This is a genomic window from Pseudoalteromonas sp. MB47, from assembly GCF_011319765.1.
GTDB lineage: Bacteria > Pseudomonadota > Gammaproteobacteria > Enterobacterales > Alteromonadaceae > Pseudoalteromonas > Pseudoalteromonas simplex.
The window spans coordinates 406584-425100 of the sequence record NZ_VFBD01000020.1; the positions used below are offsets into that span (position 1 = coordinate 406584).

Consider the following 18517-nt stretch of genomic DNA (forward strand, 5'->3'; position numbering starts at 1 on the left):
TTACAGTACTTTTTTATAAATGTGCCATAGTTTTTAAATAATCATTCAGTTGAGTATTTTTTGTGTTATGTTATCAATCAAGTAGTGGAAATTTTGCCAAGGAGCAAACAATATGAAGAACTTATTAATCGCGACGGCTGTACTATTTTTAGCAGCCTGTGCTAAAACGCCTGATTGGGATTACGACAAATCAGCCGATTTTAGTAATTATAAAACCTTCTCTTGGGTACCGAATGCCAGCTTGACTAAAAATGTATCGAACTACCAAATTAGTCCTTTAATGGAAAAACGGGTTCGTGAAGCCGTTAATGCTGAACTTGAAAAAAGCGGTATGAAGCTAGTTGATTTAGCACAAGCAGATGTGCTGATTAACTACCATGCCTCTGTTGATACTAAAATTGATGTAGATACCTTCAACGTAGGTTACGGTGCACGCTGGAATTACTGGGGTATGGGTTATAACACGCAAACAACTGCTCGCGAATACGAAGTGGGTACGTTAATTTTAGACGTGGTAGACCGTGCTTCTAACCAATTAGTTTGGCGTGGTGCGAAAGAAGGTCGTTTGCAAAAGAACCAATCACCTGAAAAGCGCACTGAAGTTATCAAAGAGACTGTTGCTAACATTCTAAGTAACTTCCCACCAAAACCTCAGCAATAAGCCTTTTACATAATTTTGAAAAGCTCACAAATTGTGAGCTTTTTTGTTTGTGAAGATCAAAGTTTGCTATGATGCTTTAACTTAAATAACTCTAAATGGAATTAGGGGTCTTAGAGAAAAGATCCAAAAAGGAATAAAATGAAATTAACTTGCCCAAACTGTAAAACCATAATTGCGACTAAAGATATAAAAAAGGTTAATACAAACAGCCTCTTCATTGAAAATCAATGCCCTTCTTGTCAAGCATGGTTTTGCTTAAATAAAACACAGACGATTTTAAAAATTTCCGGTATTTCTCTATTGTTAATAACTAGTTTGCTTAATATTTTTAATATTAAAGCTGAATATAGCCTAGCTTTTTCGGTCATTGGATTTATGGGTATTTTTGTTGCTCTCATCATTACTTTCTTTGGTAAATATGATGCGGTTAAAAATAAAAAATCAAACTGAAACACACATCTTTTTTAAATAATAAATAGACACAGCTCTTATTGCACAACCGCGCCTTAGCGCGGTTTTTTTGTTACCAGCTGAAATCTGGTTGGAGTGGTATAACTCAGTGATTCAGATACAATACCTGCAATTTCCAGTGTGCTCTTAACGGCCACTGCAACGAGTTAATCAAAATAATAGAGAGTTTTAGATGGTACGCGCAGTACAGCTTACACTTCCCGCATTATTCGTCACTTGCTCAGTGCTAGCAGAAGACACCAACAATATTGAACAAATCACCGTTGAAGTTTCAGCAACCGCAAATAAAGAGCCTGTTGGTACCTTTGATGCGCCGGTATCAAACTTAGAATATGACCCACGTGTCGATTTGCAATCACGTAACATGGCTGAAGCACAAGCTGATGTCACCATTCGTGGTGGTATCTTTGAAAATACTGGCTTTCGTGTTGGTAGCAGTACATTATTCGACCCGCAATCTGGTCACTACTTTGCTGAAATTCCAATTGCGCCACAAATGCTAACAGGCCCTTCAGTGCTTACAGGGGCTGATAATGCCCTTTATGGTATGAATAGTTCGGTTGGCACAGTTTTATTTGGCTGGCGCCCTATCACGAGTACTGGCAGCGTTTCACTTGGCACAGGTACGAATGGCTTTAATTTACAAAGCATTCATGCTGCCCATAGCCAAAAGCTGGATAGTAAACCTGATTGGCGATTAGGTTTTGAGGGTGAATACTCGCACTCAAAAAGTGATGGCTCAATTGATAATGGCGACCACGACTTTGAACGTGCTTCAGCGCGTATTCAACTTGCAAGCTCTACCTCACAAACTGATTTAATGTTCGGACGCCAAGAGAAGTTTTTTGGTTGGCCAAATCTATACACGCCATTTAATTTTAATGAAACTGAAGATCTTGAAACCAAGCTTTTCATGCTCAATCACAAACAAATGTATGGTGAGAGCAATACCTTTGAAGTGACTGGCTATTATCGTAAACATAACGACCATTATGTTTTGTCTCGTGAAAACCCAGCTATTTTTGAAGCGTTTCACGAAACCACCGTTAAGTCATTAGCACTCTCTGGGCGTCACCGCTTAAATAATCGCTACGCAATTAATTATGCTGGGCAATTTATTGCTGATGAAATTGAATCAACGTCTCTTGAAAATAACTTTACGTCGCGCAATTACACTAAGCTAAGTATCTTACCTGAGTACAAATCAGCCCTTACAGCGAACAAAGAGCTTACTGTACGTGTTGGTGCTGCATTTGATGATACTAACCGTGATAGCTCAGATACCTCTTTTATTGCCGATGCCAGCCTTAAAGTAGCTAATCATAATGGCGGTGAACATACTTGGTATGCATCATACGCAGAAGCAACACAAGTTCCCGGTTATACCGCCATCGGCGGCAGCGAAACGGGCGGATTATTCAGAAGTAACTACAGCCTTGAGCGCGAAACAACCGATAACCTTGAGCTAGGTTTACTGATTGAACAGTCTTCGTGGCGTTTAGATTCAGCTATTTTCTACCGTAAAGATAAAAACCTGACAGATTGGACATATCGCTTTGATGCAACCTCAGCTCGTTTTGCAAACCCGGTTGATATAGACACCTTAGGCGTTGAGTTTTTAGCGAATAAATCGTTTGAAAGCACTGAGTTGATTGCCAGCTACACCTACTTAGAAAAGTCAGAAGACTATGGCGCGGCAGATATTGATGCGAGCTTTTATGCGCTTAACTACCCTGATCACCGTGTAACACTGGGTGCAGTATGGCAACCAATGGATGTGCTTGAGCTACGTATCGATAACGAATGGCGTAAGCAACATAGTAACCGCTTACGTAACTCTGATGATGAAGCCTTCTTCACGCAGTTAACGCTAAAGTTCACCCCTGCCCAGCTTGATAATGTGTTTATAACCTTTGCAGCTGACAACATTTGGGATGAATCTTTCGAAGAAGTCCCGGGTACCCCTGGCCGCGGCGAACAATATACTCTTAGCGCTACCTATACATGGTAAGCAAAAACAAAAATGCCAGCCAATTGACTGGCATTATTACTATTCATGAATAACATTATCTAGCTAAAATTTTTCACAAGCTTCGGTATTAAGCTCAAATAAGAAAGCCTATTTTCTTTGTGACTAAGTTCATTCACACTTTCATGATCAAAAAATTGTAAGCCCGAAAGCTCATTCTCAACTCGGCCTTCGAATGGTTGTATCAATTGGCTTTTATCTACATTAAGCTTGATATTAAATAATATTACAACACTCATCGTGTTAGTTAGAATAAATGAATTAAGGTTTACCCAATCAATCATTGAACTGGTTATATTCGCCTCTTCAAATGCTTCTTTTAGTATATTGTTTTTAATATCTATAGCCTGCTGCACTACCAACTCATCTTTTTGAAGCCCACCACCAATAAGGTCAATAAATTGAGCACCTGACTGTGTTGATTTTTGACCAAATACAAACAAGTCATCACTTGTCGATATTAGCGCCCCTGTATTTATATGGTATGGAAAGTAGCAACTCGCTAGGTTCTGTTGTTGGCCTAATTTTATCAAAGAGCGAATTGTAGAATATGGGATAGTACTCAGATTTAATTGCAATGAACCTCGTTGTATTTCATCAATATTTTCTAATCGATAATACTGCCCATCCCAAATTTCTGTGCCTGCGCTTTGCGCATCTGCTATAACCTCATACCAATAACCTTTTATAACTTGTTCGTATGGCGCTATATTTAGGCTCGATTCCGATGCGATAACATCATAACTTTCAATCTCCGAAACATTTCTTATTAGTATTTTAGAATTAGGCATCACAATTAAAAGTCCAAAAATTGTTACTCTATAAAGAATGCATAAAAGCTGATAACAAGCTCACTTATTTCGAGAGTTTGGCGGCCATTGGTGTAAAATTAAGGCTTGCTGCTATCCATGCACTTAAAAATATAGCCATACTCATGATTATTCATTCGACAAGCATCTATAAAATGACTTCTTCGATTTCTATTAAGCAAATGATAATAGCTTGGTTCATATATAGAAGACTTTTTAATAACTATCTCTACCTTCAGGTTACTTGAAGCCTTCACATTTTTATCGCTCGCGGCCAAAAGGTTAAAATTAATGTTACTGCTTGACTGCTCAGCGGAGATTTCTCCTTTTAAAATATACTCTGTATTTTCATAAAACTTCTTGGCTAAAAAAGACAAATTAGCGTGGGGTAATTTTATACTAAAATAACCTGACTCATCAGTAATGACCTTTTTTACTAACTTTTTATTATTTAATAAATAAGAAAACTCGATTTCAACATTAGCAACAGATACATTGCTATTAGAGTGTGGTGGGTTCAGCTTTCCATTTAATAAAAATGTGTCCAAATAGAAATTAATTTCACCATAATAATCTACGTCTACGTCCACCTCTTTACCTCTAGCAGAAACCATTAAAGTGAGTTCGCCAAATATAGCCCTTGAACTAAAAAATGATTTAAACTCCTCGAAAGACTTAGGTTTAAGTATGCCATCCACAACATGGAAATAATGTGATATATCAACAGATGGTTGTTTTTCTAGATTTATTTCTCTACCGTCAACTCTGGCTAATTCAATGATAAAAGAGGGGTTTTCATCTATGTCTATCGGTAATTTATTATGTGAGAACGAAATATCAAAACTCGAAAAGTTTTTATCAATCGTATTTTCTGTAATACTGGAGACAGACATATTTGCCCACTCAGCATAGCCATGATTTTCATTAAGGGGAATATACACTGAATTAGTTTGGTAGTTTTCTTCAGTTAAAGTCACCTCACCAAATGAAGATACTTTACCAATTAACGAAATTGTATTTTTTATAGTTGGGTCAACATTGAGTGTGATATTAACCGTATCAACCATTTCACCGACAAAATCACCATTAATGAAAACAAGCATATCATCAAAAAGGCTTTCTGAATCATCTATCGAGTCCCCATAATAGCCATTGTTATAGCCCATAGTTACATCAACTGATACTGTCTCTGTAGATGAAGAATTACATGTAATAGGCAAAAGAAAACAGATAAAGCAAAGAAAAGCTGAAATTGAATTGACCATTATTTAATCCTTTAAACTAATGTCATCCATTAACGTTAAACTCATAGGAATGAAAGAGCAATTAAAAAAGTATGCCTAGTACTTCAACTTAATAAATGAAGCAGCAAATAAAATTACATACCTAAAAGTTTCCTTAAGACATTAAGTCATCTGCTCAAGCTCGGTAATTAAATACAGTGCTTGTTCGTTAGTGGTGCCACATACATCGATGGTAGCAGAAAAGTCACTACACACCTTAGGCCTTGATTCATCACCAAATAATTTACATAGGTTATTATCATCAAGCTGAATACAGCGCTCTCCCGCTGCTTTCCCATTGGGCATTCCTGGGATCGGTGAGCTAATACTGGGTGCAATACAACAGGCGCCACAGCCTAATCTGCATGCCATTTTATCTGTCATTGAGTACCTCTTATAGAACCTTTGTAGCGCCTTTGTAATATGTGTAATGGTTTGTTACATCTTCAAACGCCTTGTAAACACTTTATTGCGTATGCTTAGCCTATCAAATTTATTTTTAATTACCGTCAACCGTGAGGGACTATCCCGTGGCTAGTAAAAAACAAATCATTCTCCCTATCGCCGTATTAGTCGGCGGACTTGGAATGGCATTCGCATTTGCCTCAATGAAGCAACCGCCAGTAGAAAAACCAGAACAAGATCTGCGCCCGCTTGTATCAATCAAACCGTTAAGCTTTGACGCCATTACCCTTGATGTAAAATCATACGGTATCGTTAAACCTAAAAACCAAACTGAGCTTGTTGCGCAAGTAAGTGGTCAGGTTGTGTCGTTATCAGATCAATTTGTACAAGGTGGATTTGTTAAGCAAGGCGACATTCTAGCACGTATTGACCCAAATGATTACGAAGCAGCACTCATTGAAGCAGAAGCAGGACTAGCCCAAGCAAGCTCTGCACTTGAGATAGAACGTGCACAGGTGTCAGTTGCGCAAGCTGAGTGGGACCGCATCAAAGGTGACTCAAACCAAGTTATCCCTTCTGAGCTTTATTTACGTAAACCACAACTTGCTGAAAAACTTGCAAGTTATCGTGCTGCGCAAGCGAGTGTAAAACGCGCAAAACGTAATCTTGAGCGCACATATATTAAAGCGCCTTACAATGCGATTATCGACGAACGCCTGATTAGTCTAGGTAGTGTGGTAAACCCAGGTAACAGCTTTGGTAGCCTGAGCTCAACGTCACTGGCTGAAATTCGTTTACCTGTTGCTGATAAAGATCTGCAATACCTAAATAACCAAGGAATTGGTGCAAGCGTATCAATTAATGCTGAATTTGCAGGTAAACAAACAACGTGGCAAGCAACTATTGTTCGTAGCGAAGGAGTTGTAGACCAACGTAGCCGCATGAATTACTTAGTAGCACAAGTAGCAACGCCTTATGAGCAAAAGCAGCCATTACGTTTTGGCTCATACATTAACGCCACTATCGAAGGCCGAGCGTTAGACAACGCGATTGTTGTTCCGCACCATTTAGTTAAAGATAAAAAAGTCGCTGTTTTACAAGATGGCGAAACGCTTACCTTTAAAACACTTAACATCGTTCGCGAGCAAAATGGCATGGTGATCGCCGATAATGGCCTTGCTAATGGTGAGCAACTGATTACCTCGGCACTCGAATACCCAACTGAAGGCATGGCGGTCAAGTTAGATGACGCAACACTGAGTGTGCCAACAACGCAGTTAGCGTTAAAAGAGGAATAAGCCATGACCACGCACAGAGAAAAAGGGCTTATTGCCTGGTTTGCTCGCAACCCAGTTGCTGCAAACTTACTTATGATTTTCATTTTAGTGGGTGGCTTATTGACGGCAATGTCGGTGCGTAAGCAAATGTTCCCACAATTTGAGAGTAACTGGATCAGTATTCAAGCTGTCTACCCAGGGGCTGCGCCGCAAGAGGTAGAAGAAGGCATCACCATTAAGGTCGAAGAGTCTTTAGAAGGCCTCGAAGGCATTAAACGTTTAATTACCTATTCGAACCGTGGTTTTTCACAAGCTTGGATCGAAATCGAAGAAAAGTACGACCCGCAAGAAGTACTCGATGAAATTAAGATGCAGGTTGATTCAATCAATACCTTCCCTGCAGAGATGGAACGCCCAATTGTTCGCCGCGAAAAGTTTGAGCAAGAAGTGATGATACTCGCGCTGTATGGCGATATGAGTAACTACCAGCTCAAAGAACTTGGTAATGATATTAAAGATGAGCTACAAGCTTTACCACAAATTAACTTGGTCAACTTTTACAGTGGCTTAAACTACGAAATTGGCATCGAAATTAGCCCAGATAAGCTACGTGAGTATGGTTTAACTTTCCGTGATATTGCCACAGCCGTTCGCAGCTTTTCTGCCAATATGTCTGCAGGTCAAATTCGCTCTGAAAATGGCTACATTTCAATGCGTGTTGAAAACCAAGCATATCGTGGTAAAGAGTTCGAAAATCTGCCTTTATTACACTTACCAGATGGCGCTCAAGTTTTCTTAGGTGATGTAGCAACAATTAACGACGGCTTTGAAGAAGGCTTACAATACTCTAAGTACAACGGTAAAAACTCACTGACTTTTGAAGTAAATGCTTCGAAAGATCAAGACATCACTAAAGTTGCTGCGGTATTAAAAAAATACCTAGCAGATAAAGCACCACAGTTACCAGCAGGTGTAAAACTATCACCGATTGTTGATTTAACTTACTACCTTGAAGGTCGTCTAAACATGATGATCGACAACATGATTTGGGGTGGTATTTTAGTGATGGTGGTACTGGCGCTATTTTTACCACTACGCTTAGCGTTTTGGGTAATGATGGGCTTACCTGTGTCATTCCTAGGTGCATTTTTAATGATGCCACTTGGCTTTATTGATATCACTGTTAACTTAGCTTCTTTATTCGCATTTATACTGGTGCTCGGGATAGTCGTTGATGATGCTATTGTCGTCGGTGAGTCTGCCAGTGCTGAAATTGAAAAGCACGGTCATAGCCTAGATAACGTAGTCCGCGGCGTAAAACGCGTTGCTATTCCTGCAACCTTTGGGGTGTTAACTACAATTGCCGCATTTTTACCACAAACACTGGCATCAGGCCCTGGCTCTGCGTTTTCTAAAGCCATTGGTGGTGTAATTATCCTATGTTTAATTTTTTCATTAATTGAGTCAAAACTAATTTTACCGGCTCACTTAGCAGCCATGAAAAATAAACCTGCGAACCCTAAAAATCCATTACATCGCTTACGTTTAGGTATGGATAATAGCCTCAAGAACTTTGTTGATAATTACTACACACCATTTATTGGTCGCTGTATTCATTACCGTTACACCGTGATTGTTGGCTTTATCTGTGTGCTTATTGTTAGTGGCGGTATGTTCGCTGGTGGCTTAGTGAAATTTGTTGCGAATCCTAAAATTCCACATGATTTCCCGCGTATCTCAGTTGAAATGAACTTATCTTCTTCTGAGCAAGCAACCCTTGAGACAGCGCAAACCATTGAAAAGCTGATTTTAGATGTCGATAAACAACTTGAAGAGCAATATGGTCAAGCGATGATCCGCGATTTATCGGTTAGTTTACGCGGTCGTACAAGTGCACGCATTATGGCGATTTTGGTCGAACCGGACTTACGCCCTATTGATACCTTCCAATTAAGTGCAATGTGGCGCGAACAAATGCCACCATTGCCAGGTGTGAAAACGCTTAATATTGAAGACAGTATCATGAATGGCGGTCGTGATGACGGTGATGTGAGCTTTCGCTTAGAAGGCAAAGATATCAATAAGCTCAAAGAAGTGGCTGCAAAGTTAAAAGAAAAGCTTAATAGCATGCAAGGCGTAGGTGATGTAAATGACTCACTACAATCTGCAACTGACGAAGTTCAACTTGAACTTAAACCGCTTGCTTACAGCTTAGGTTTAACCCTTTCAGATGTGGCATCACAAGTTAGCTTTAGCTACTACGGTTTAGAAGCGCAACGTATTTTACGTGACGGTGAAGAGATCAAAGTAATGATCCGCTACCCTCGTGAATCGCGTAACGCAGTAAGTGACATCACAGATGCGCGTATCATCACGCCAACGGGTGTTGAAGTACCGCTTGCTGAAGTTGCTAAAGTTAACATTGTAGATGGTGTAAACCGTATTCGCCGTGAGAACGCTAAACGTACTGTAAACGTTTGGGCTGCGGTTAATACTGACCAAGCTGAACCATTTGCCATTGCAAAAGAAATTCGTGACGAATACTTACCTAGCCTACTGAAAAGCTACCCTGGTGTAGAAAGTAATGTGGCAGGTCGTATTCAAGAAGAGATGGATAGTGTGGCAGAACAAGTACGTGATTTTGCTTTATCAATGATGATTATCTTTGCGTTACTTGCTATTCCACTTCGCTCGTACTCACAGCCATTTATCATCATGTCGGTTATTCCATTCGGTGTCATTGGTGCAATGTTTGGCCACATGATCTTAGGTATGACAATGAGTAGCCTATCAGTATTCGGTATCATCGCTGTTGCAGGTGTTGTCGTAAACGACTCGCTAGTGATGGTCGACTTTGTCAATAAAGCCCGCGCCGAAGGTGTTGCAATCAAAGAGGCTGTAATGCAAGCCGGTGCGCGTCGTTTTAGAGCAATATTACTGACCTCGATTACAACCTTTATTGGTGTATTACCAATCATTATGGAAACAAGCTTACAAGCAAAAATCGTTATCCCAATGGCTGTATCTCTAGCATTCGGGGTGTTATTTGCAACGGTCATTACGCTTATTTTAATCCCTTGTCAGTACGTCGCCTTAGAAGACTTCAAACGCTTAATTGGCAAGCTAAGAGGTAAAAAAGCAGAGCCAGAAGCAAAATTACAAACAACCAGTCATTAATCCCCTCTCAAAATCCCAACCGAGCGCTTGGCAAGCTTACTTGCCAAGCGTTTTTTATTTAAAAATATGTTCCTATAAATCCTGTTGTTTTGCTAAGCTTAAATGAGCAAAAAAGAAACAATTCAAAAAATAACTAAATACGTTATAAGGACATAGCTATGAAAATTCTGCGCTACACAGCTTTGCTCAGTTGTTTATCAATTTGTATGCCAGTGCTTGCTGAGAACCAATACTTGCAACAACAGCTTGAACCTATTCTGATTGGTGAATCTCACAGTATAGAAGGACAACAAATCCACTCCCCAGAAATGACTGTTGCCACCTATAAAGCAAATAGTTTTGAACGAGTATGGGATGACAACAAATATGCCAAACAAGCGCTAAATTTAATTGCGCAAGCAGAACTTGAAGGGCTATCTCCTAACGACTATCACTTTGATACATTAATGGCGCTGGCCAACGAAATAGAGAAACGCGGAGCAGATGCCGTCGAAGCACAGTTTGATGTTCTAATGACAGATGCCGTCATGACCTATGCAAAACATTTAATTCGCGGAAAAGTAAATCCAAAACAATTGGCAGCCACATGGAACTATGAACAGTTTGATGTCAGCCCAGATGCTGCAGCGGCCTCATTACTTAAACATGTAAAATCCAAAAGCCTTGATAAGGGACTTGAAATCCTCAAGCCTGTTTTACCTCATTATAAGCGCTTAAAAGCCGCCCTCGAGTTTTACCGAGAGCTTGATGCCACTGGCGAGTTACCTGACTTCGCACTGCAAAATAAGGTATTAAAACCCGGACAATCAGACCCAGCAGTACCGCTTTTAAGACAAAAGTTAAAACGACTAAAGTATTTTGACGGCAGTAACAGTGATGCCACTGATTATAACGATGAGCTAGTCGCAGCAGTTAAACGCTTTCAAAATGCCCATCAAGTTGCTGATGATGGTGTGATTGGCAATGCGACGTTAAAACTACTCAACAAAGATTACAGTGAGTACGTTAATGATATTTTAGTAAACCTAGAGCGCATTCGTTGGGTTGATAACACGCTCACAGAGCGCTTCTTAGTGGTAAATATCGCAGGCTACTTGCTGTACTTGTTTGAAGACAACAAATTGAAATGGCAAACCAATGTAGTTGTAGGCAGAAACTACACCAAAACCCCAATTTTTAAAGGGCAAATGAGTTATATCGTGATGAATCCAACGTGGACAGTACCGCGGAGTATTTCAGGTGGCATCATCAAAAAAATGAAAGAAAACCCAAACTACTTAACCGAGAAAGACTTTGTTGTGGTTGATAGTCGCCGTAACCCAGTTGATAGCAAGAGTATTGATTGGCCGAATGCTAGCCGCAAAAACTTCCCGTATTGGTTTGTACAACAGCCTTCAGAGAATAATTCATTAGGGCAAATCAAGTTTATGTTCCCAAATAAATACTCAATCTATTTGCACGATACCCCTGCAAAAAGTTTATTCCAGCAAGACCAACGTGCATTTAGCCACGGCTGTGTAAGAGTTGATGACCCATTCACCTTAGCTGAGAAAATCTTAGAAATCTCGGATAATTGGAGCCGTAGTGAAATTGATGACGCCATTGCAGCGAAAGAAACTAAAAAAGTCAGCTTATCAAAACCGCTGGATGTACTTTTAATGTATTGGACCGTTGCGGGTAACGACGAGGGCCTACAATTTTATACCGACGTTTATAATCGTGATGGCGCGTTATTAAAAGCACTCACCACACCATTAGCAAACAATACAATTTAGAGGTCACTATGTATTTCAGCCGTATTATTTTTAGTGTGTGCTTAGCGTTAACTACATGCTCTGTTGCTGCCATTGAATTAACTGATTCGCTGCACAGCCTTGTACTTGATGCAAAACAAGTGCTAACAATTGATAACACGGCTGATTTTACTCCAACTGCAGTTTCAGATGTTGAGACAGAGCGATTAGGGCCAAATAGCATTGCCGTTTATGCCCCAGAAAATGCAGGGTTTTATAGCCTAGTACTGAGTAACAACAAAACGAGCAAACGCTTACTCGTTATAGTGAAAAAACCATTCAATGCTAACAATAAGCAATTGAATAATTACCAAATCGGCCTCTACCCTGCCCCTTATAAAGGCTATACACAATACAGTGCGCCAAACGGGTTTATAGAAGTTTTTGAGAAAGACTTATCACGCCAGCTGACTCCTCATGTGCAAGTTAAAAATGTAATTTGTAAGCAAGTGAGTGGCTTTCCAAAATACCTTTATGTCAACAACGATGGCTTGATGATGCTCGAAGATCTGCTCTCGTTTATACAAAATGAAGGGATTAAAGTCAGCAAATTTGCCTTTATCAGCGGCTATAGAACACCCCACTACAATCGCTCAATTGGTAATGGCAAACACAGCCGACACCAATACGGCGATGCCTTTGACCTATATATAGACGAAGATGGTGATGGCCGAATGGATGATTTAAATGGCGATGGCAAACTAACGATTGCTGATGTTGACGTGCTTTATAAAGTGTTTGAAAAGTTCCAAAAACACAGTCGCTATAATGGCGGTATTGGTCGCTATAAACCTGCCTCCCATCACGGTGGTTTTGTTCACATAGATAACCGAGGATTTACCGCTAGGTGGTAATACAATCCTCTTACAACCCTTGTTCAAATATTATCCGATTGCATTATTGCCGCTTGATTGGTAAGTTGTTGTGATTAATGGAAATACTACAATAACAACAAAGGGAATTATGCGCTTTATCCTCTGCATTTTTTATATTTCAGTCCTCAGTGGTTGTCAGAGTTTTATTGCTTATCAAATCACTCAACCTGTAGAAGAGATATCTTACGGTGGCCCTGACGACCCAATGTTGAATACCGTTTACGAAGGTATACCTCACAAAACATGTAACACTATGCATAACTGTATAGCAGTTAGAATATTTTCCCATAATGATTTAATCGAATATTTTGAGCAAGGTGAACAATTTGGCATAACTTTTCAACTTAAATCTAAAGAGGAAATGGAAACATTTGAAACAACTTTAACCTCTATAAATGGTGCCAAACAGAAAAACGATTCAGCAATTATACTATTCCCAGGTTATGGTGTGAGTAGTTTGATTTATAGCTTTCAAGCCCGCTGGCTTAGTCATTTTACCGGCAAAGATGTCATCCTAATGCCTGCGAGCAATCAATATAGTGAATTCAAATTTGGCCTAAATAGTCTTGATGTATTAAAGCATTTTTTAAATACCAACCAATACCAACAAATTGATATTTTAAGTTATTCAATGGGCAGTATTGCTGCTATGCAACTTGCAAAGCAAATGCCTAATGTAAATCAACAGATAATGGTTGCACCAATGGTGCATTTTGATACCGCATTAATGTCCGTAGCTAAAAGTTATCACCCAACCTTAAGTTACTTTATAAAAGATAATGATTTTAAAAACGCAGCAAAAGATGTAATTCAAGAAACTGGTATTGATGAAACACAACTTGATTTAATCGCCCTACTGAACGGCAAACAATCAGCTAATAGAACCACACTCTATGTCAGTAACGCTGACCAAATAAGCCCCGCTGGTTATTGGCAAGCACTTCAAAATAAGAGTGTATCCATAGTGCATTACAGTAATTTAGACCACACCAGAATGGTCAGCCTTATCAATCAAGCCATGCGCAATGAAGTTTTACATCGATTAATGTAACCAACAAATAACAAGGAAAGCAATGAACATATTCTTTAAGAAATTAAGACTACTTGTAGTTTTTTATTTAGTCGCAATTTCAAGCCTCGCACACAGCCAAAACATGCAAGCAGAAATGGCTGACTTTATTAATGGCTTTCATAACTTTAAGCAGTTTAATGGCAATGTGTTAGTTGCAAAGGATGGAAAAGTACTGTTTGAACAAAGCGTTGGCTATGCCAACTTTGAATGGGATATAAAACATAGTAATAAAAGTAAATTTAGAATTGGTTCAATTACCAAACAGTTTACCGCCATGTTAATTCTGCAATTGGCACAAGATGGTAAACTCAAACTCGATGATCACCTTGCAACATACCTCCCTAATTACAGACAAGATATAGCCACTAAAATTACCATTCGGCAAATACTTAATCACACCTCTGGTCTTGGTAATTATACTCAAGCAAAATCGTTTCGTGATGAGTACAGCCGAAACCCTTACAGTGTTGATGAATTTATTCGCTTATTATGTAGTGATGATCTAGTGTTCGAGCCTGGCACTGAGTTTCGTTATAGCAATTCTGGCTATTTTATTTTGGGTGCGGTAATCGAAAAGGTAACAGGTCAAAAATATCAAGACGTATTGCAGAAGAATATTTTAGATCCACTCGATATGAAGAATACAGGCTATGATTCTCACAATAAAATCATTAAATTTCGCGTATCAGGTTACGACAATGGCCTAGCAGGCTATAGCAATACTGATTATTTAGATATGTCTATCCCGTATGCTGCTGGGTCAATGTATTCAACAGCACGAGATTTACTAAAATGGGATCAAGCTCTCTACACAGATAAGTTATTGAACAACAAATATAAAAAACAGATGTATCAAGTTTCTGAGCAAAGAAATTATGCGCTTGGTTGGGAAGTTACAAACCTTGATAAAAGCACCTACGGAAAGCCCCTAACACGTATCCAACATGGCGGTGGTATTAATGGTTTTAATGCATTTATAAGTAGAATAATCGAAGACAAATTACTGGTTATTATTTTAAATAACACCGGTGGTGCGCCACTCACACCCATGACTAATGGCTTACTTGAAATCTACTATGGCAACCCCTACGAAAAAGCGACAGAGCATGCAGATAGTAAACTTTATAACGCATTTAAACATGAAGGTATTGCAGGGTTAAAGAATACCTATCAGCAAATGGTGAGTGAGGGTAATACGCCTAGAGAAAGGTCGCTAAACTACTTTGGCTATGAATTAATGCAGATGGATGAGCTAGACGCCGCAATCACGGTGTTTGAACTCAACAATCAATCTTATCCAGATTCAGCAAATACGTTTGACAGTTTAGGTGAAGCATATTTAGCAGCTGGTGATAAACAAAAAGCATTAGCAAGTTACAAAAGTGCGCTAAAACTTAATCCTGACAGTGAAAGTGCTAAACACGCTATTGAGAAATTACAATAAATAAAGGCCACAAGAGTGGCCTTATTTTTTTACTTACGGCTTAAAGCTTTTAGCAAGCCTGTTTTTGCGTTGCTTGGATATAGGCAACTAAATCTTCAATCGATACAACAGGCATGTTGTGCTCACTGGCAAACTTGCTTACTTCAGGCAAGCGAGCCATTGAACCATCTGGATTCGTTAATTCACAAATAACACCAAACGGTGTTAAACCCGCTAACAGCATTAAATCAACAGATGCCTCGGTATGGCCACGGCGCACTAATACACCACCCGTTTGTGCTCGCAGCCCAAACACATGTCCTGGACGAGACAAATCTTCAGGCTTTGCATTGTCAGCTGTTGCCGCTTTAATGGTGGTTACACGATCAGCCGCTGAAACGCCAGTTGTCACGCCCGTTTTAGCTTCAATGGTCACTGTGTAAGCTGTTTTGTTCTGGCTGGTGTTATGTTCAACCATTTGTGGTAAATCAAGCTGTTTAACACGCTCATCGCCCATACAAAGACACACAATACCGCTGCCTTCACGGATCATCATGGCCATTTGCTCTGTGGTCAGGTGCTGTGCTGAATACACAAAATCACCTTCGTTTTCACGGTTTTCGTCATCTACTACAAGTACGCCTTCACCTTGCTGCAAGGCAGCAATAGCACGTTCAACGCGTTCAAGTGGTTCGCCAAATTGGCTAAGTAAAGAAGACTGAATCATCATTTTTAATACCTATTAAATTAAATATGAAAAGATTCAGGACATTGAAAGGCACAGCAAAAAAGACCACCCGCAGGCAGCCAATTACTGTTTTATAGATAAACTATATTCTCTTTCATCCGGACTATCACCGTCGGCTCTGGCCTCTCACCAGATCTGCTGACCTCTAACCAAAGTTAAAGCGCTCGCGGGCTCACTTAATTTCAAAGTATACCGCCGGTGGGGAATTTCACCCCGCCCTGAGAATGTTGCTTAATCAATAAGATGAATAAGCCAAGCTATTCTATACCTAAAGTAATTAGTTATCGAGTACCCGCTTATCTAATATGCCTTTTTCAATCAGTTGATTGAGGATCGCCTTGGTTTTTTCTCGGCATATATCACGCACTAGACGAACCGCGGGTGTAATGGACTGTCGACTTGGGCATATTAGCCAAAGCTCAGCACATAAGTGAGGATAATTTTGCATCACGGGCACTACCCGCCCACTTAGTAAATCATCACTGATATCAATACATGATTTAACCGCTAGGCCTTTACCAGCCACGCACCAACGCCTTACCAAATCACCATCATTAGATGCTCGGCGGCCTTGCATTTTCACCTTAAAACGCTCGGTTCCATCGGTAAATTCCCAAACATTATTGATGATATCTTGTAGTTGATAAAACAGGCCTTGATGCTGATTTAATTCATCGGGATGTGTCGGCGCGCCATGTTCGGCAATGTACTCCGAGGTTGCACATAACAGCCGCGGAACATTACAAATTTTAAAGCCATACAAATTTGAGTCGGATGGCGAGCCATACCTAAGGGCAAAATCAACGGAGTCTCGGTAAAAGTCGACATTACTATCGCTAATATGCGGGCGCATACTCAGCTTTGGATACTCATCAAGTAGCTCATCTAACCATGGGATAATGATGTTGCGGCCTAAATCTGAAGATAATGCGACTCTTAGTTCTCCTTCAATTTCATCATGCTCACCTTTTAACGCGAGTGTGGCTTGGTCTAGCATGAGCACTGCTTGCTGACACTGAGGTAAAAAGCGCTCCCCTGCCGCAGATAAACGCAAATGACGAGTAGTTCTAACAAATAACTCAGCCCCCAGCGCTGCTTCAACACGTTTAATTGCCGCACTGGCGGTAGCAGCTCGCATGTCTAATTTGGCTGCCGCGGTTGTAATACTGCGAAATTCAGCCACCTTGAGGATTAATTTAAGATCTTCAACCAGCATATTAACTAAAAATTTTTGATAATGTTTATTCGATTATGCGCTTTATCGCAAAGTATGCAAGGCGTAAACTGCACCTAATTGTTATACATGCGGGAGCAAATCATGACACACCCAATCATTTCTGACTTACAACGCCGTTACACAAGTAAACGTTACGACGCTTCAAAACAAATTAGCCAAGCAGACTTAGCTGTAATTTTAGAAGCATTACGTTTATCGCCATCGTCTATTAATTCTCAACCATGGAAGTTTGTGGTCATTGAATCAGAGCAAGGTAAACAGCGTCTGCATGATAGTTTTGCAAATAAGTTTCAGTTTAACCAAGTTCATGCAAAAGCGGCATCACACACCATTTTATTTGCTTATAACCCAAGCTATAAACGTGCTGATTATGAAAAAGTAATTGATGCCGATATTGCTAATGGCCGTACAAAAGCTGAAAACAAAGAGCAAGCATTTGGCGCCTTCGCCTTTGTTGATTTAAATACTGATGAGCAAGGTGTTAACGCTGCTTGGACTAAAGCGCAAACCTACATTGCCTTAGGTAATACCATGCATACAGTGGCTCGTTTAGGTTTAGACTCAACACCGATGGAAGGTGTCGATAAAGACTTACTCGGTGAGCTTTTTGCAGATGAATTAGGCGACTATGTTTGTGAGGTGGCACTCGCTATTGGTTATCACGAGCCAGAGCAAGATTATAATGCTGCATTACCAAAATCGCGTTTAGATAAAAATTCTGTAATTAAGATTGTTTAACAAACCTTAATAGTTACGCCTTTTAATGTAGGCGTAACTTTAAATGGCTATTATAAATGAGCTTATAAGCTTTTAATCAGATAGAAACTGCCTATACACTTTTTCATCCAAGCCTAAATTAGGGCAAACCAAGGTTTTATCCTTCACCTTTAATAATGATAGTGTTTCATTATTAACAATAACAGCTTGATATTCTAGTGAACAGTTATCTTCTTTTGTTACGGACCATCTCGACAGCTTATCTAACGGTGATGGTGCCCCAGAAATAATATAAACCTCTGTTTCACCATATTTCTTAAAATTCAATAAATTATCATGAACTTTCACTAAACTGCATGGAGTAATTAACCCCAGTTTTTTTTCTGTGTTATTTAACTTCACTGTACAACTTTCAGAATTTACATAAAGAGCACTTTTCGCAGTTGAACAGGACAAAAGTAATATCATGCCAAGCAATAATAATTTTACTTTCACACTAATATCTCCCAAAACCAAACTTGGTCACCTAGTTCTAGCCAA

The 18517-nt window shown here is 39.6% G+C and carries 16 protein-coding genes and 1 riboswitch; of the genes, 10 read left to right on the forward strand and 6 right to left on the reverse strand.

The genetic code is table 11. The features are described from left to right. Positions 1-112: 112 nt before the first annotated feature. From IMPJCBKJ_RS11370 to IMPJCBKJ_RS11380, 3 genes are all read left to right on the forward strand, one after another. Complete coding sequence (locus IMPJCBKJ_RS11370) at positions 113-661, forward strand: DUF4136 domain-containing protein (protein WP_054551495.1); 549 nt, start codon at positions 113-115, stop codon at positions 659-661. 138 nt (positions 662-799) lie between these two features. Next, on the forward strand, positions 800-1111 hold the full coding sequence (locus tag IMPJCBKJ_RS11375; protein WP_138615947.1) for a hypothetical protein: 312 nt from the start codon (positions 800-802) through the stop codon (positions 1109-1111). 193 nt (positions 1112-1304) lie between these two features. Continuing rightward, the gene (locus IMPJCBKJ_RS11380) at positions 1305-3143 is read left to right on the forward strand and encodes a TonB-dependent receptor (RefSeq protein ID WP_166340382.1); all 1839 of its coding nucleotides are present in this window, start codon (positions 1305-1307) and stop codon (positions 3141-3143) included. 59 nt (positions 3144-3202) lie between these two features. On the opposite strand, the gene IMPJCBKJ_RS11385 is transcribed toward IMPJCBKJ_RS11380, so the two are convergent. The 3 genes from IMPJCBKJ_RS11385 to IMPJCBKJ_RS11395 form a co-directional block, all read right to left on the reverse strand. Further along, the gene (locus tag IMPJCBKJ_RS11385; RefSeq protein ID WP_166340384.1) at positions 3203-3955 is read right to left on the reverse strand and encodes a hypothetical protein; all 753 of its coding nucleotides are present in this window, start codon (positions 3953-3955) and stop codon (positions 3203-3205) included. A 95-nt stretch (positions 3956-4050) separates the two neighbouring features. Continuing rightward, a complete protein-coding gene (locus tag IMPJCBKJ_RS11390) occupies positions 4051-5235 on the reverse strand; it encodes a hypothetical protein (protein WP_166340386.1) in 1185 nt (394 codons plus the stop codon). Between the two features lie 141 nt (positions 5236-5376). Further along, positions 5377-5625: a YkgJ family cysteine cluster protein gene (locus IMPJCBKJ_RS11395; protein ID WP_054562006.1), complete on the reverse strand. Its 249-nt coding sequence runs from the start codon at positions 5623-5625 to the stop codon at positions 5377-5379. Positions 5626-5783: 158 nt separating this feature from the next. On the opposite strand from IMPJCBKJ_RS11395, the gene IMPJCBKJ_RS11400 reads away from it, so the two are divergent. The 6 genes from IMPJCBKJ_RS11400 (at position 5784) to IMPJCBKJ_RS11425 (ending at position 15296) form a co-directional block, all read left to right on the forward strand. Beyond that, a complete protein-coding gene (locus IMPJCBKJ_RS11400; protein ID WP_138600497.1) occupies positions 5784-6956 on the forward strand; it encodes an efflux RND transporter periplasmic adaptor subunit in 1173 nt (390 codons plus the stop codon). Positions 6957-6959: 3 nt separating this feature from the next. After that, positions 6960-10112, forward strand: a complete 3153-nt coding sequence (locus IMPJCBKJ_RS11405; RefSeq protein ID WP_166340388.1) for an efflux RND transporter permease subunit — start codon at positions 6960-6962, stop codon at positions 10110-10112. Between the two features lie 158 nt (positions 10113-10270). Beyond that, entirely contained in the window at positions 10271-11887 is a 1617-nt protein-coding gene (locus IMPJCBKJ_RS11410; RefSeq protein WP_166340390.1) for a L,D-transpeptidase family protein, read from the forward strand. Between the two features lie 8 nt (positions 11888-11895). Continuing rightward, complete coding sequence (locus tag IMPJCBKJ_RS11415) at positions 11896-12759, forward strand: D-Ala-D-Ala carboxypeptidase family metallohydrolase (protein ID WP_166340392.1); 864 nt, start codon at positions 11896-11898, stop codon at positions 12757-12759. Between the two features lie 70 nt (positions 12760-12829). After that, the gene (locus IMPJCBKJ_RS11420) at positions 12830-13831 is read left to right on the forward strand and encodes an alpha/beta hydrolase (RefSeq protein WP_166340394.1); all 1002 of its coding nucleotides are present in this window, start codon (positions 12830-12832) and stop codon (positions 13829-13831) included. Positions 13832-13853: 22 nt separating this feature from the next. After that, entirely contained in the window at positions 13854-15296 is a 1443-nt protein-coding gene (locus IMPJCBKJ_RS11425; protein WP_166340396.1) for a serine hydrolase domain-containing protein, read from the forward strand. Between the two features lie 49 nt (positions 15297-15345). On the opposite strand, the gene ribB is transcribed toward IMPJCBKJ_RS11425, so the two are convergent. Beyond that, complete coding sequence (gene ribB / locus IMPJCBKJ_RS11430) at positions 15346-15999, reverse strand: 3,4-dihydroxy-2-butanone-4-phosphate synthase (RefSeq protein WP_166340440.1); 654 nt, start codon at positions 15997-15999, stop codon at positions 15346-15348. Positions 16000-16105: 106 nt separating this feature from the next. After that, a riboswitch (FMN riboswitch) is annotated at positions 16106-16253 on the reverse strand. 47 nt (positions 16254-16300) lie between these two features. Further along, positions 16301-17239 carry a LysR family transcriptional regulator gene (locus IMPJCBKJ_RS11435; protein WP_138600484.1) on the reverse strand — a complete coding sequence of 313 codons (939 nt, stop codon included), beginning with the start codon at positions 17237-17239 and terminating at the stop codon, positions 16301-16303. 102 nt (positions 17240-17341) lie between these two features. Between IMPJCBKJ_RS11435 and IMPJCBKJ_RS11440 the strand changes: the two genes are divergently transcribed. Beyond that, positions 17342-17998: a nitroreductase family protein gene (locus IMPJCBKJ_RS11440; protein ID WP_054551938.1), complete on the forward strand. Its 657-nt coding sequence runs from the start codon at positions 17342-17344 to the stop codon at positions 17996-17998. 72 nt (positions 17999-18070) lie between these two features. On the opposite strand, the gene IMPJCBKJ_RS11445 is transcribed toward IMPJCBKJ_RS11440, so the two are convergent. Further along, complete coding sequence (locus IMPJCBKJ_RS11445; RefSeq protein WP_166340398.1) at positions 18071-18472, reverse strand: hypothetical protein; 402 nt, start codon at positions 18470-18472, stop codon at positions 18071-18073. Positions 18473-18517: the final 45 nt, after the last annotated feature.